A 13,316-nucleotide genomic window follows, 5' to 3' on the forward strand; every position below is an offset into this window, starting at 1 on the left:
GCCGAAGCCTTGATAGCCCTCGCCAAGCTCAACCTAGGCGGATACCAAATCAAGCTCCCCGACCGCTCGTGACCCACACAAGCAGCCGGAGAGCCGAATCTTGGGCCAAGATTCGACCCAGAACCGTGATCCAGCGCCAACGCCGGCGCCAGGGTGCAGCTGACGCGCGAACGGAGGGTGCGGCCAGGCGTGACTCAGGGGCTTCCCCGAGATCGTCTCGGGGGCGGCCCCTGGCGCGGATCTCGGGCTTCTTTCCACCCACGGTCTGACGTCTCCCGCGTCACCAGCCGGAACGATGAGAGTCGCCGGCCGGGCACCGCCTTGCCCGGCCGGACCAAGCTTTCAATTCCGTGCAGGGGGACTTCGATGACAATCACCGCACACCCGCCCGTCCGCGTGGCCGTCGCCGCGCGGGCCGTGGACGTCTGGAAGGTGTACGGCTCGGGCGAGGCCCAGGTCGTGGCGCTGCGGGGGGTCAGCATGGAGGTGGCCGCCGGCCGCTTCACCGCGATCATGGGGCCGTCCGGCTCCGGCAAGTCGACGCTGATGCACTGCCTGGCCGGGTTGGACTCGGTCACTCGCGGCGAGGTGCACATCGGCGATACGAAGCTGACCGGCCTCGGCGACGCCGGGCTCACCAAGCTGCGCCGCGAGCAGGTCGGGTTCATCTTCCAGCAGTTCAACCTGCTGCCCACGCTCACCGCCGAGGAGAACATCCTGCTGCCGCTGGCCATCGCCGGGCGCAAGCCGGACCGCGAGTGGTTCCGCACGGTGATCGACACGGTCGGGCTGGGTGACCGGCTCGGTCACCGCCCGAGCCAGCTCTCCGGCGGCCAGCAGCAGCGCGTGGCCTGCGCCCGCGCGCTCGTGTCGCGGCCCGAGGTGGTCTTCGCCGACGAGCCCACGGGCAATCTCGACTCGCGCTCCGGTGCGGAGGTGCTGTCCTTCCTCCGCTCGTCGGTACGCGAACACGGGCAGACGATCGTGATGGTCACGCACGACCCGACCGCCGCGTCCTATGCCGACCGGGTCGTGTTCCTCGCCGACGGGCGCATCGTCAACGAGCTGACCGAGCCGACGCCGCAGAAGGTGCTCGACGCCATGCAGTCGCTGGACCGCGTCGCGGCCGACACCGCCGGGGCTGAGTCCTGATGCTGCGCGCCACCCTGAAGAGCCTGCTGGCCCGCAAGCTGCGGCTCGCCTTGTCCGCGATGGCGGTCATCCTCGGCGTCATGTTCGTCGCCGGGTCCTTCGTGCTCACCGACACGCTCGGGCGCTCGTTCGAGAGCATGTTCGACTCGGCGTACGCGCACACCGATGTGGTCGTGCAGCCGAAGCCGAAGGTGGACGGCCAGATCGCCGGCGGCGACTCGCCGGTGCCCGGGCTGCTGACCGCCGACGACAAGAAGGCCGTCGAGGCCGTCACCGGGGTCGCCGCCGTGCACGCCATCGCCGAGGCCGAAGGCGCCCGCGTCATCGGCAGCGACGGCAAGGTCGTCACGACGGTCGGCCCGCCCCGCCTCGGCAGCAACTGGCTCGACGGCGTCGGCGGCGCGGAGATCCGCGACGGGCACGCCCCGCAGAACGACAACCAGGTCGTGCTGAACGTCGAGCAGGCCACGAAGGCCGGGCTGAAGGTCGGCGACCAGGTGACCGTGCTGACCCCGGGCGGCAAGCGCGCCTTCGAGCTGGCCGGCACCTTCGGGTACGCCGGTGGCCTCGACGGGCGCGGCGGCGTACTGGAGGTCCGGTTCACCGAGAAGGTCGCCCAGGAGCTGATGCTGGGCCAGCCGGGGGCGTACACCTCGTTCGACGTGGACGCCGCGCCCGGCCAGAGCGTCGAGGCGGTCCGCGACGCGATCGCCGCCAAGACCGGCGGCGCGTACGAGGTCAAGACCGGAGCCGAGCTGGCCAAGTCCATCGCCGACCAGTTCAAGTCGGTCCTGGACGGGCTGAACAAGGTGCTGCTGGGGTTCGGCGGCGTGGCGCTGTTCGTCGGCACGTTCCTGATCCTCAACATCTTCTCGATCACGGTCGCCCAGCGGACCAAGGAGCTGGCGCTGACCCGGGCGCTGGGCGCGAGCCGCCGCCAGATGATCGGCTCGGTGCTGGCCGAGGCGCTCGTCGTCGGCCTGGCCGGCTCGGTGCTCGGCCTGCTCGCCGGGCTCGGCGTCGGCTGGGTGCTGGCGATGCTCGCGGCCAACGTCTCCGGGCTGGTCCTGGCCCCGATCGCGTTGCCGGCCTCGGCCGTGATCGCGGCGTTCTCGGTCGGCATCGTGATCACCGTGCTGGCGGCGTTGCTGCCGGCGCTGCGGGCCAGCCGGGTGCCGCCGATCGCGGCGCTGCAGGAGGTCGCGACGCCGGACCGGCCGCTGACGAAGCTGACGGTCGGCGGCGGCCTGGTGACGGCGGCCGGCGTGGCCCTCATGGGGTACGGGTTGACCGGCGACGGTCACCTGTGGCCGATGCTGGGCGGCGTGATGTTCGCCTTCATCGGGGTGGCGCTGCTCAGCCCGATGGTCGGCAAGCCGCTGGTGGCCGCCCTCGGCCGGCTCTTCTCCTGGTCGATCGCGGGCAAACTCGGCCGGCTCAACTCCGGCCGCAACCCGCGGCGTACCGCGATCACGGCGGCGGCGCTCATGATCGGCATCGCGCTGATCACGGCGGCGAGCACGGTGCTCACCTCGGGCGACCAGAGCCTGCGGGGCGCGGCCAACCGGGAGGTCCACGCCGACCTGCTGGTCAGCGGCCAGGAAAGCACCGACATCGTCCCGACATTCGCGCGTTCCACGATGGACGACATCCGCAAGATCCCGGGAGTGGCCAGCGCCGCCAGCGAGGTCTACGAGCGGGCCCTGGTCGGCAAGCAGGGCCACGGCGTCGAGATCGTCGACGACCTGCCCGCGCTGGCCACCCAGTTCAGCCTGAAGGCGGTCGGCGGATCGCTGTCCACGCTCGGGCCCACCGACGCCGTCGTGGACACCGAGACCGCGGTCGAGGACGGCGTACGCCTCGGCGACACCGTCCGGGTGGTGCTGCCCAAGGGTGATCCCGTGGAGTTCCGGATCGCCGCGATCTACACCCAGAACGACTTCATGGGCGGCTACATGCTGGGCTCGGCCGCACTCGAGCACAGCTACAACCCGGACCCGGCGATCGCGACGATCACGCTGGCCGACGGGGCCTCGGAGCAAGCGGTCCGCGACCGGATCACCGCGCTGCTCGCCGGCAACCCCGAGGTCACGGTGATGAACAAGGCCGAGTACCTCGACCAGGCGTCGGGCCAGATCGGCACGCTGCTGACGATGGTCACGATCCTGCTGGCGCTAGCCATCCTGATCGCCGTCCTCGGCGTGATCATCACCCTGTGGCTGTCGGTCCTGGAGCGTACGCGGGAACTCGGTCTGCTCCGGGCGATCGGGCTCGGCCGGGCGGCCACCATGCGGATGATCACAGTGGAGGCCGTCGTCATCACGCTGTTCGGGACGCTGCTCGGCCTCGCCACCGGCGTCGGGATGGGCGCGGCGGTCGTCCGGTCGCTCAAGGGCGAGGGCATCACCGACTTCGCGGTGCCGTGGTCGCAGCTAACCGCGTACCTGGTGGCCGGGGCTCTGGTCGGCGTGTTCGCGGCGGTCCTGCCCTCGATCAAGGCGGCCCGCACGGACGTGCTCAAGGCGATCGCCTACGAGTAAGGCGTACGAGTAGGTCCGCAGTAGACCCCTCTGCACGGGAGGGTCCGGTCCCCGGTGTCGTGTTGATCACGAGTCACCGGGGACCGGTTTGGTATTTTCCGCGGGTGAGTTTGCGGGAGAGATCACGTCAGCTGGTCGAGTCCCGGGCCTTCCAGTACTTCATCACCGCCGTCATCCTCGGCAACGCGGCGACCCTCGGCCTGGAGACCTCGTCCACCCTGCACGACCGGTACGGCGTTCAGCTGCACGTCATCGACGTGACGGCACTGTCGATCTTCGTGATCGAGCTGATCCTGCGCCTGTTCGTGCACCGGCTGCGCTTCTTCCGCGACCCGTGGAACGTGTTCGACCTCGCGATCGTCTCGGTCGCGCTGGCCCCGGCGTCGTCGGCGTTCACCGTGCTGCGGGCGATGCGGATCCTGCGGGTGCTCCGCCTGGTCTCAGTGGTGCCGAGCATGCGGCGCGTCGTGTCGGCGCTGCTGACCGCGATGCCGGGCATGGTCTCCATCGCCGGACTGCTGGTCCTGGTGCTCTACGTCGCGGGCGTGATGGCGACCAAGCTGTTCGCACACACCGCGCCGGAGTGGTTCGGCTCGCTCGGTCAGTCGATCTTCACGCTGTTCCAGATCATGACCGGCGACAGCTGGTCCGAGGTCGCCCGCGAAGTCATGGCCAAACAGCCGCTCGCCTGGATCTTCTTCATCGGGTTCCTGGTGGTCTCGGCGTTCACCGTGCTCAACCTGTTCATCGCGGTGGCGGTCAGCGCGATGGAGGCCGAGCATCGGGCCGAGGAGGAGGCCAAGCCGATCCCGGCCCAGGACCGGGCGGTCCTGGCGGAGCTGCGCGAGCTGCGGGCCGAGTTGGGGGCGCTGCGCTCGGAGCTGAACGAACGGCAGCCGGTCTAGAACGCGCGCAGGTACGCCAAGTCCACACCGGACAACGTCGGCAGCAGGTGCGCGCCGAGATCGCCGGGCAGCGCCACCTCGCACGGTACGCCGATCACCCGCGCGCCGGCCGCGATCGCGCTGCGTACGCCGGAGGAGGAGTCCTCGATGGCGACGCACCGCTCGATCGGTACGCCGAGCAGGCGGGCCGCCGTCAGGTACGGCTCCGGGTGCGGCTTGGAGTTGCCGACCTCGTCACCGCAGACGACCACGTCGAACGGGCCGAGCGTGTCCAGGGCGATCTTGACCAGCCGCCGCTCGGTCGAGGTCACCAGGGCCGCCGGTACGCCCGCCGCGCGTACCTCGGTGAGGAGTTCCAGCGCGCCCGGCCGCCACGGCAACCCCTGCGCGAACAGCTCCCCGGTCAGTGAGACGAGACGCTCGGCGCTGTACGCGTAATCGCGGTGCTCCTGGCCGAGGTCGGAGTGGAAGATCCCCATCGAGGTGGGCATGTCGGTGCCGACCATGCGCAGCCGGGCGTCCTCCGACAGCTGCCCGCCGTACTCCCCCGCGAGCTGCTGGAGCGAGATCGCCCAGAGCTGCTCCGAGTCGATGAGCGTTCCGTCCATGTCGAAGAGCACCGCGGCCAAGGTCACGCCGTCAAGGATGCCTGGCCGGTCCGCGTCGCCTCACTTCACGGTGGCGCAGGTCACGCTAGGCTCGCGCTGTGGAGCAACTGGAGGCGCTGCCCGAGGACTGGACCCGGGCGCTGGCCATCGCGGCGCACCCCGACGACCTGGAGTACGGCGCAGCCGGGGCGGTCGCGCGGTGGACCGCCGTCGGCAAGGACGTCCGCTATCTGATGGTGACCCGGGGCGAGGCGGGCATCGACGGGATCGCGCCCGCCGAGTGCGCTCCCCTGCGTGAGGCCGAGGAACGGGCGGGCGCCGACCTGGTGGGCGTCGAGATCGTCGAGTTCCTCGATCACCGCGACGGGATCATCGAGTACGGGTTGCCGCTGCGCCGGGACCTGGCCGCCGCGATCCGCCGCCACCAGCCGGAGCTGGTGATCACCGGGAACTACCACGACAGCTGGCCCGGCGGTGGCTGGAACACCCCGGATCACCGGCACACCGGCCGCGCCGTGCTGGACGCGGTGGCCGACGCCGGGAACCGCTGGATCTTCCCCGAGCTGGCCGAGGAAGGCCTCCAGCCGTGGAACGGCGTGCGCTATGTCGCCGTCGGCGGGTCGCCTCAGCCGACCCATGCGGTCGACATCACGGGCACGTTCGATCGGGCCGTGGCGTCGCTGGAGGCGCATCGGGCGTACCTGGCGGGGCTGGGCGACCATCCGATGGCCTCGGCGCGCGGCTTCCTGGAGTTCCTCGCCGACCAGGTCGCCCCGGCCTTCGGCGGCCGGCGCGCCACCGCCTTCGAACTCCTCCGCTACTAACGCTCGGCCCCCCGCTCGACGCGTTGATCATGGAGTTTCCGGTGTCGACACACCGTCGACACCACGGTTAACTCCATGATCAACGCGTCAAAAGCGCGGGGGGTGGGGGGCGGGGGGGTGGGGGTGGGTGGGTGGGGGTGGGGGTTAGGAGTCGAGGGCGATGTAGAGGCGTTTGCCGGTGGGGATGAAGCCGACGCGCTCGTAGACGCGCCAGGAGTCGTCGCCGGACGCCTCCAGCCACGCGCCCTCGACGCCTCGCGCGAAGGCCTCGCGCGTGATCGCCGCGGTGATCGCCCCGGCGATGCCCCGTCGCCGGAACGGCTCGGTCACGGCGATGCCCGCGACCTCGGCCACACCCTCGCTCGGAGGTGAGGCCTGGCCGCCGCCGACGATCAGGCCGTCGGGGCGGCTGCGGGCCATCCGGACCACGCCTCCCCGCTCTTTGGTACGCCGAGAGCGGTCGATGTCGGCCGGGCCGACCTCGAAGGCGTCCCCGAAGGCGGCGGCCTGGGCCGTGATCATGCCCCAGTAGTCGGCGTCGGTGTCCGGTTCGGTGACCTCGACGCCGTCGGGGTCGGGCACGTCGGCGAACGTGTCCGCGGTGCAGACCAGGTACTCGTGCCGGGCCTCCACGGTGAACCCGGCAGCGAGCAGCTGGCTCTCCAGGTCCGGGGCGATGTTCACCACGTACTCCAGGCGCGGGATGCGGTCGATCTCCCGGAACGCCGCGACCAGGGCGGTGACGTCGGCCGGCGTGATCGCCGCTCCCGGGACGGGGGTGGCGTAGTTGATGTACTTGCTCGGGCTGGCGGGATCCCAGCCGAGGACGAACGGGCCCGCTTCGACGACCTGCGGCCGGGCGGAGAGCTGGGCGACGACGGAACGCTGGACGTTCATGTCCATGATCAACTTCAAGACCTCATCTGATGAGAAGCTCTGCGGGAAAGGGCGCGCGTGAATGCGCGAAGAGAGCGTTGGACCGCCGCAGATGAAGGCGCGCGCCTGAGCAGATCAGGCGAGGTGCGCGCGGCGGCCGCTGTGGCTCGCCGAGATCATGGACTTCATTCCCTTGGAGAATTCGGGACCGGCCCGTACGCCGATCGGGGCTCAGCATGCCACCAAGATCGGCGCCGGGTCAACCCCGGTCCGCTAGCGTGATCCCATGAGGATTCCCGCGCTCCCGCCGCAGTTGCGCCTGAGCGCCGACGGGCCGGTAGCGACCCTGGTCGTGGACCGGCCGGACCGGCTCAACGCCTTCACCCTGCAGATGTGGGCCGCGCTGCCCGAGGCTGCCGCGGCCGTCGAAGCGGACCCGGAGGTACGCGTACTGGTGATCCGGGGCCCGTCGGGCGGCCCGTTCTCCACCGGCGCGGACATCGACGAGTTCACCACCGTACGCCGGGAGCCGGCCGACGCGCAGGCGTACACCGAGGTGGTGCAGCGGGCCGAGGCGGCCGTGTCGGGGCTGTCCAAACCGGTCGTGGCGTTGATCGAGGGCTGGTGCGTCGGCGGCGGCTGTCAGCTGGCGCTCGCCTGTGACGTGCGGGTCGCCGCCGACGGGGCGTCGTTCGGGATCACGCCGGCGAAGCTGGGCATCGTCTACCCGCTGACCTCGACGGCGCGCCTGGTGCACACCGTCGGCCACGCCACCGCCCGGTTCCTGCTGATGACCGGCGAAGTGGTGGACGCCCAGCGGGCGCTGCGGATGGGTCTGGTCGACGAGGTGTGCTCCCCGCACGCCGTGCGGCGCCGGGCGTACGCGCTGGCCACGATGCTGGCCGGGCGGGCGCCGATCTCGGTCGCCGGGGCGAAGGCGCTGATCGACCGGGTGCTGGCCGGGCAGGAGTCCGACGACGCGTGGACCCGCGAGCTGTACGCCGCCTCCTACCACAGTCCCGAGTACGCCGAGGGCGTCGCCGCGTTCGGCGAGCGCCGAGTCCCGGACTTCCGCGACTGCGCCTGGCCCAGCCTGGGTAGGGTCGAGGCATGAGTGGTACGCGTAAGGGCTGGGGGCTCGTCGGGTTGGCCGCCTTGGCCGGTGGGGCGGCGGTCGCCTGGTTCGGCCGGGAGGTGCCCCGGGCGATGGGCGGCAGGGTCTCGGGCGAGCGGGCCGACCGCGTACGCCGGTCGCCGCAGTGGCGGGACGGCCGGTTCCAGAACACGATCCCGACCCTGACCATGCCGTCGAACACGGCGAAGCTGGCGCACGACGCGTTCTTCGGCGGCCAGGTACGCCGCCCGAAGCGAGACATCCCGATCGTCGACGCCGCCCCGTCGGCCGACGCGACCGGGCTGCACATCACCTGGTACGGGCACGCTTCGACGCTCGTGGAGATCGAAGGCGCCCGGGTGCTGATCGATCCGATCTGGAGCGACCGCTGCTCGCCGTCGCAGGAGGTCGGGCCCAAGCGCCTGCACCGTACGCCGATCGCCGTGGACATGCTGCCCGAGGTGGACGCGATCCTCATCTCGCACGACCACTACGACCACCTCGACATGGCCACCGTGCAGGAGCTGACGCGGTCGCAGGACGCGCCGTTCGTGGTCCCGCTCGGGGTCGGCGCGCACCTGGAGGCCTGGCGCGTGCCGGCCGACCGGATCATCGAGCTGGACTGGAACGAGGACGTCGAGATCGGCCGCGTGCATCTGGTGTGCACGGCGGCGCGGCACTTCTCCGGCCGCGGGCTCAAGCGCGACGGCACGCTGTGGTCGTCCTGGGTGGTCCAGGTGGGCGAGCGCAAGGTGTTCTACACCGGCGACTCCGGCTACTTCGACGGGTACGCCGAGATCGGCGAGCGGCTCGGCCCGTTCGACGTGACGCTGATCCAGATCGGGGCGTACGGCGACGCCTGGCCGCACATCCACATGTTCCCGGAGGAGGGCGTGGCCGCCCACCTCGACGTCAAGGGCGGGCTGATGATCCCCGTCCACTGGGCGACCTTCAACCTCGCCTTCCACGACTGGTCCGAGCCGGTGGACCGGGTCTGGCGCGAGGCCAAGGCCCGAGGCGTACGCCTCGCGGTGCCCCGCCCCGGCGAACGGGTCGACGTCGACCTCCCGCCGCCGGTCGACGGCTGGTGGCAGGCGGTCGCCTGAGGCGTCAGCCCACCCGGTCGTTGACGCAGCGCAACACCGGCGCTGCGGTCAGCTCGTCCACCGGGGCGTCCAACGGCAGCCCGCTGACCCGGAAGGTGAAGCTGTCCCCCGGCAGCAGCGTGACGAGCTGTTCGTCCACGGTGGCCGCCGGGTGGACCCGGTCGGCGAACAGGCACAGGTCGCGCAGGAACGTCTCGGCGATCACGGTGACGAGCACGTCGTCCTCGACCCGCGACGCCGTCGCCTCGTACGCGGCCGCCGGGTAGGCCAGGTCCTTGTCGCGCCCGGAGAACCACCAGGCGTTCCCCGCGACCAGGCACTCGTCCAGCCCCGGTTCGCCCACCGAGTCCGCGAGCGGGATCGTCACCGCACCCCGGGCGGGCACCACGACGTCCACCTCGGCCGCCGCCAGCTCCTCACCCGCCAGCGACATGCGGCGTACCGGCAGCTGCACGGCCCAGTCCTCGGCCGACTCGTTGACGGCGGCGAGCACGCCTGGCTGGAAGGTCAGCAGCCGATCGGCGTACGCCCGCCGCAGCGCGTGCCAGAGCGGCTTCCGCTGGCCGTCGCCGTCGACGGCGGACCAGGAGATCACCGGCCAGCAGTCGTTGAGCTGCCAGACGATGGCTCCCATGCAGTGCGGGCGCAGCGACCGGAACCATTCCACGCCGAGCTGGATCGCCCGCGCCTGGTTCACCTGCGTCAGGTAGTGCCAGTCGTCGAATCCCTCGACGTCGCCGAAGTGCTCGTCCAGGGCGCGCTGGAGCTTGCCGTCGCCGCCGCCGGCCTTCTGATGCGCCGCCAGCGCCGGTCCGTCCAGCGCCTGCGCCCGGTCCAACGTGGAATAGGCGGCCGGAGCCTGGAAGCCGAACTCGGCCACGAACCGCGGCTTGTACGACCGGTAATGGGTGTAGTCGTGGGTGTTCCACACGTCCCAGATATGCGTCGACCCGTACGCCGGATCGTTGGGATGCCGATCGGCGGCCCCGGTGAACGGGCCACCCGAATACGGGCTCGCCGGCCAATACGGCCGAGTCGGATCCAGCTCGGCGACGATCGACGGCAGCAGCTCGAAGTAGTAGCCGCTCCCCCACGTCCGATCGCCGAGGTCAGCCTGCCAGCCCCAGTCCCGCCAACCCCACACGTTCTCGTTGTTGCCGACCCACATCACCAGACTCGGATGCGGAGTCAGTCGGGCGACCTGCTCCCGGGCCTCCGCCTCGACCTCACTCCACAGCGGCTGCTCCTCCGGGTACGCCGCGCACGCGAACAGGAAGTCCTGCTCGACCAGCAGACCGAGTTCGTCGCACAGGTCGTAGAAGTCCTCCGACTCGTAGATCCCGCCGCCCCACACCCGGATGAGGTTGACGTTCGCCGCGCAGGCGTCGGCCAGGCGGTCGGCGTACCGGGAGCGGTCGACGCGGGTGATGAACGCGTCTTCCGGGATCCAGTTGACGCCCCGGACGAAGACCGGCACATCGTTCACGACCAGCGTGAACGCGCTGCCCGCCTCGTCCGGCGCCGTGTCCAGGCGGATGTCGCGGAAGCCGATGCGACGCTGCCAGACATCCAACTCTCGGTCACCGTCGGTGAGCGTCACCGTGAGGTCGTGCAGGGTCGGCTCGCCGTAGCCGCGGGGCCACCACCGGGCCGGGTCCGGCACCTCTAGGCGTACAAGTCCTTGATCGGAATCGATCAGCTGGACCTCGGCGCGGTGCTCGCCCACCGCGGCGGTCACCGTCAGTGGCGCGGATGACGCGCGTTCGGCGCGGACGTGCACCTCGACGACGCCCATGCCGTCACGCAGCGTGACGAGCGGGCGGACTTCGGCCAACCGCGCGACCGACCACGTCTCCAGCCCGATCGGCCGCCAGATCCCGGCGGTGACCAGCGTGGGACCCCAGTCCCAGCCGAAGTTGCAGGCCATCTTGCGGACGAAGTTGAACGGCTCCGGATACGAATTGGGCCGGTCTCCGAGCTGTTCACGCAGCTCATCGGTGTACTGGTAGACGTCGGCGAAGCGCACCTCCAGCCGGTTGCCGCCCTCGCGCAGCGCCTCGCGCGCGTCGAACCGATACGACCGGTGCATGTTGCGGGTGTCACCCAGCGTGACGCCGTTGAGGGTCACGGTCGCGATCGTGTCCAGACCCGCGCACACCAGGTCCGCGCGCTGGTCCCCGGCGTCGCTCCAGTCGAAATCCAGCTGGTACGCCCAAGTGCTGCGGCCGATCCAGGCGGTCTTCGGCTCGTTCTCGCCGAGGAACGGATCGTCGATGAGCCCGGCGGCGAGCAGATCGGTGTGCACGCACCCGGGAACGGTCGCCGGAACCGGCCCGTCGAGTGCGTCTCCGTGCAACGTCCAGGGGCCGTCAAGCGCAGTCACGCCCCCACCCTAGCCCGGCCATGATCAGGTGCCGGTACGCTGGTCGGGATGACTTTCCGGGAGCTTCTGCACGCCGACTGCGCCTCGTGCGTCGGGCTCTGCTGTGTCGCGCCTGCCTTCGCCAAGTCGGCGGACTTCGCGATCACCAAGCCGGCGGGCAAAGCGTGCCCGAACCTGCGCGACGACTACCGCTGCGGCATCCACTCCCGGCTGCGCGAATCCGGCTTCCCCGGCTGCACCGTGTTCGACTGCTTCGGCGCGGGCCAGCGGATCACCGCGGCCTTCGACGGGCGAAGCTGGCGCGACGAGCCCGGGATGCTGGCCGCGTTCCCGATCATGCGGGACCTGCACGAGCTGCTCTACTACCTCGCCGAGGCGCGGAGTATGCCGGCCGCCGCGCCCCTCCACGCCCAGCTCACCGCGATGTACGACAAGATCGACGAGCTGGCCGCTTCGCTTGACCCGTCGGTGGACCCAGGTTTGCTGCGGGCGGAGGCGAATCCGCTACTCCTCGAAGCCAGTTCGCTGGTACGCCGCCCGGCCGGGCCGGACCACCGGGGCGCTTCACTGTTCGGCGCTTCGCTGCGAGGTGCTTCGCTCCGGCGTGCTTCGCTGCGTGGGGCGATGCTGATCGGGGCGGATCTGCGGCAGGCCGACCTCCGTGAGGCCGACGTCATCGGCGCCGACTTCCGGGGTGCCGACCTGCGGGGAGCCGACCTGACCGGGGCGCTCTACCTCACTCAGGCGCAGCTCGACGCCGCTCGCGGCGACTCTCGTACGCGAGTCCCCGCCGCTCTCCGCCACCCGACCCACTGGGCGGCATGATCGCTCCATGATCAGCGGAAATTTCGCGGTGCCATAACCCCACGAACGCTCCGCTGATCATCAGAGGGCGGCGCGGGACTCGGCCATACCCCGATTCGCGAGGGCGTCCGCGCGTTCGTTCCCAGGATCGCCCGCGTGCCCCTTCACCCAGACCCACTCGATCTGGTGGGCCTTGACCGCCGCTTCGAGGCGTTGCCACAGGTCGGCGTTCTTGACCGGCTTCTTGTCCGAGGTCTTCCAGCCGTTGCGCTTCCAGTTGGGCAGCCAGGACAGGATGCCGTTGCGCAGGTAGGAGCTGTCGGTGTGGAGGCGTACGGTCACCGGCCGGGAGAGCAGTTCCAGCGCCTGGATGGCGGCCATCAGCTCCATCCGGTTGTTGGTGGTCTGGCCGCCGTCGCCGCCCCAGATCTCCTTCTCGCGGTCGCCCCAGCGCAGGATCGCTCCCCAGCCGCCCGGCCCGGGATTGCCGCTGCAGGCGCCGTCGGTGTAGATCTCGACGATGCGCGCATTCACCTCGGCCATGGGCGAAACCTACCCGACCGCAGGTCATGGGTGCAGCGCCGCCCCCTTCAGCACCTTGTCCACAACGGAGCGCGGACCGTGCATGGCGATGCCCACCAGCCGTAGTTCGTCTCGGGGCACGGCCGCGACGGCTGCCCGGTTGTCGTCGTCGTTGCCGGTCTTGAACAGTTCTTCGGTGAAGACCCCGATCGTCAGGCCGCGTTCCAGCGCCCGGCCGTGCGCCTGGGTGAGCAGCGCCGCGTCGCCGACGAAGACCATCACCGGCTGACGGAACATCGGCAGGTACGCCGTCCCGTCGGCGTCGGCGTACGGCTTGCCGATCAGTTCGGGCTCCTGCGCGGCGACGCCGCTGACGAGGAATGCCGTCACGTTCAGCCGTTGCCAGGTGGCCAGGTCGTCCCGCAGCAGGACCGCGATCTTCGTGTCGAACTTCATGACTCAAGGCTGTCCGTCCGCACCCG

12 protein-coding genes are annotated in these 13,316 nt (G+C 70.7%); 7 read left to right on the plus strand and 5 right to left on the minus strand.

What is annotated here, in order from left to right; genetic code table 11:
* Positions 1 to 366 precede the first annotated feature (366 nt).
* The 3 genes from AB0M47_RS01285 (at position 367) to AB0M47_RS01295 (ending at position 4,597) form a co-directional block, all read left to right on the plus strand.
* On the plus strand, positions 367 to 1,152 hold the full coding sequence (locus AB0M47_RS01285; protein WP_363406431.1) for an ABC transporter ATP-binding protein: 786 nt from the start codon (positions 367 to 369) through the stop codon (positions 1,150 to 1,152).
* Entirely contained in the window at positions 1,152 to 3,692 is a 2,541-nt protein-coding gene (locus tag AB0M47_RS01290) for an ABC transporter permease (RefSeq protein ID WP_363406434.1), read from the plus strand. Before AB0M47_RS01285 ends, AB0M47_RS01290 begins: the two co-directional genes overlap by 1 nt.
* Positions 3,693 to 3,796: 104 nt before the next feature.
* Positions 3,797 to 4,597, plus strand: a complete 801-nt coding sequence (locus AB0M47_RS01295; protein WP_363406437.1) for an ion transporter — start codon at positions 3,797 to 3,799, stop codon at positions 4,595 to 4,597.
* On the opposite strand, the gene AB0M47_RS01300 is transcribed toward AB0M47_RS01295, so the two are convergent.
* Positions 4,594 to 5,226 (minus strand): HAD family phosphatase, encoded by a 633-nt coding sequence (locus AB0M47_RS01300; protein WP_363406919.1) that lies wholly within the window; start codon positions 5,224 to 5,226, stop codon positions 4,594 to 4,596. The genes AB0M47_RS01295 and AB0M47_RS01300 overlap by 4 nt on opposite strands.
* 77 nt (positions 5,227 to 5,303) lie before the next feature.
* Between AB0M47_RS01300 and AB0M47_RS01305 the strand changes: the two genes are divergently transcribed.
* Complete coding sequence (locus AB0M47_RS01305; RefSeq protein ID WP_363406440.1) at positions 5,304 to 6,029, plus strand: PIG-L deacetylase family protein; 726 nt, start codon at positions 5,304 to 5,306, stop codon at positions 6,027 to 6,029.
* A 144-nt stretch (positions 6,030 to 6,173) separates the two neighbouring features.
* Here AB0M47_RS01305 and AB0M47_RS01310 read toward each other — a convergent pair whose 3' ends face one another.
* On the minus strand, positions 6,174 to 6,944 hold the full coding sequence (locus AB0M47_RS01310; RefSeq protein ID WP_363406443.1) for a GNAT family N-acetyltransferase: 771 nt from the start codon (positions 6,942 to 6,944) through the stop codon (positions 6,174 to 6,176).
* Between the two features lie 247 nt (positions 6,945 to 7,191).
* Between AB0M47_RS01310 and AB0M47_RS01315 the strand changes: the two genes are divergently transcribed.
* On the plus strand, positions 7,192 to 8,019 hold the full coding sequence (locus AB0M47_RS01315) for an enoyl-CoA hydratase/isomerase family protein (protein WP_363406446.1): 828 nt from the start codon (positions 7,192 to 7,194) through the stop codon (positions 8,017 to 8,019).
* Positions 8,016 to 9,125 (plus strand): MBL fold metallo-hydrolase, encoded by a 1,110-nt coding sequence (locus AB0M47_RS01320; RefSeq protein ID WP_363406449.1) that lies wholly within the window; start codon positions 8,016 to 8,018, stop codon positions 9,123 to 9,125. The genes AB0M47_RS01315 and AB0M47_RS01320 overlap by 4 nt, the downstream gene beginning before the upstream one ends.
* Before the next feature lie 4 nt (positions 9,126 to 9,129).
* On the opposite strand, the gene AB0M47_RS01325 is transcribed toward AB0M47_RS01320, so the two are convergent.
* Entirely contained in the window at positions 9,130 to 11,508 is a 2,379-nt protein-coding gene (locus AB0M47_RS01325; RefSeq protein ID WP_363406452.1) for a glycoside hydrolase family 2 TIM barrel-domain containing protein, read from the minus strand.
* A 48-nt stretch (positions 11,509 to 11,556) separates the two neighbouring features.
* Here AB0M47_RS01325 and AB0M47_RS01330 point away from each other — a divergent pair, with 48 nt between their 5' ends.
* Positions 11,557 to 12,333: a pentapeptide repeat-containing protein gene (locus tag AB0M47_RS01330; RefSeq protein ID WP_363406455.1), complete on the plus strand. Its 777-nt coding sequence runs from the start codon at positions 11,557 to 11,559 to the stop codon at positions 12,331 to 12,333.
* Between the two features lie 60 nt (positions 12,334 to 12,393).
* Here the strand turns inward: AB0M47_RS01330 and rnhA are convergent, their stop codons facing one another.
* On the minus strand, positions 12,394 to 12,855 hold the full coding sequence (rnhA, locus tag AB0M47_RS01335) for a ribonuclease HI (RefSeq protein WP_253762090.1): 462 nt from the start codon (positions 12,853 to 12,855) through the stop codon (positions 12,394 to 12,396).
* 24 nt (positions 12,856 to 12,879) lie between these two features.
* Positions 12,880 to 13,290 (minus strand): DUF2000 domain-containing protein, encoded by a 411-nt coding sequence (locus AB0M47_RS01340; RefSeq protein WP_363406458.1) that lies wholly within the window; start codon positions 13,288 to 13,290, stop codon positions 12,880 to 12,882.
* Between the last annotated feature and the right edge of the window lie 26 nt (positions 13,291 to 13,316).

The sequence above is a fragment of the Hamadaea sp. NPDC051192 genome, from assembly GCF_040682475.1.
Classification (GTDB): domain Bacteria; phylum Actinomycetota; class Actinomycetes; order Mycobacteriales; family Micromonosporaceae; genus Hamadaea; species Hamadaea flava.

Bases quoted from the DNA above. Each gene is read 5' to 3' on its own strand.
- AB0M47_RS01340 (WP_363406458.1), bottom strand. From the start codon at position 13,290: ATGAAGTTCGACACGAAGATCGCGGTCCTGCTGCGGGACGACCTGGCC.
- AB0M47_RS01285 (WP_363406431.1), top strand. From the start codon at position 367: ATGACAATCACCGCACACCCGCCCGTCCGCGTGGCCGTCGCCGCGCGG.
- AB0M47_RS01320 (WP_363406449.1), top strand. From the start codon at position 8,016: ATGAGTGGTACGCGTAAGGGCTGGGGGCTCGTCGGGTTGGCCGCCTTG.
- AB0M47_RS01290 (WP_363406434.1), top strand. From the start codon at position 1,152: ATGCTGCGCGCCACCCTGAAGAGCCTGCTGGCCCGCAAGCTGCGGCTC.
- AB0M47_RS01315 (WP_363406446.1), top strand. From the start codon at position 7,192: ATGAGGATTCCCGCGCTCCCGCCGCAGTTGCGCCTGAGCGCCGACGGG.
- AB0M47_RS01330 (WP_363406455.1), top strand. From the start codon at position 11,557: ATGACTTTCCGGGAGCTTCTGCACGCCGACTGCGCCTCGTGCGTCGGG.
- rnhA (WP_253762090.1), bottom strand. From the start codon at position 12,855: ATGGCCGAGGTGAATGCGCGCATCGTCGAGATCTACACCGACGGCGCC.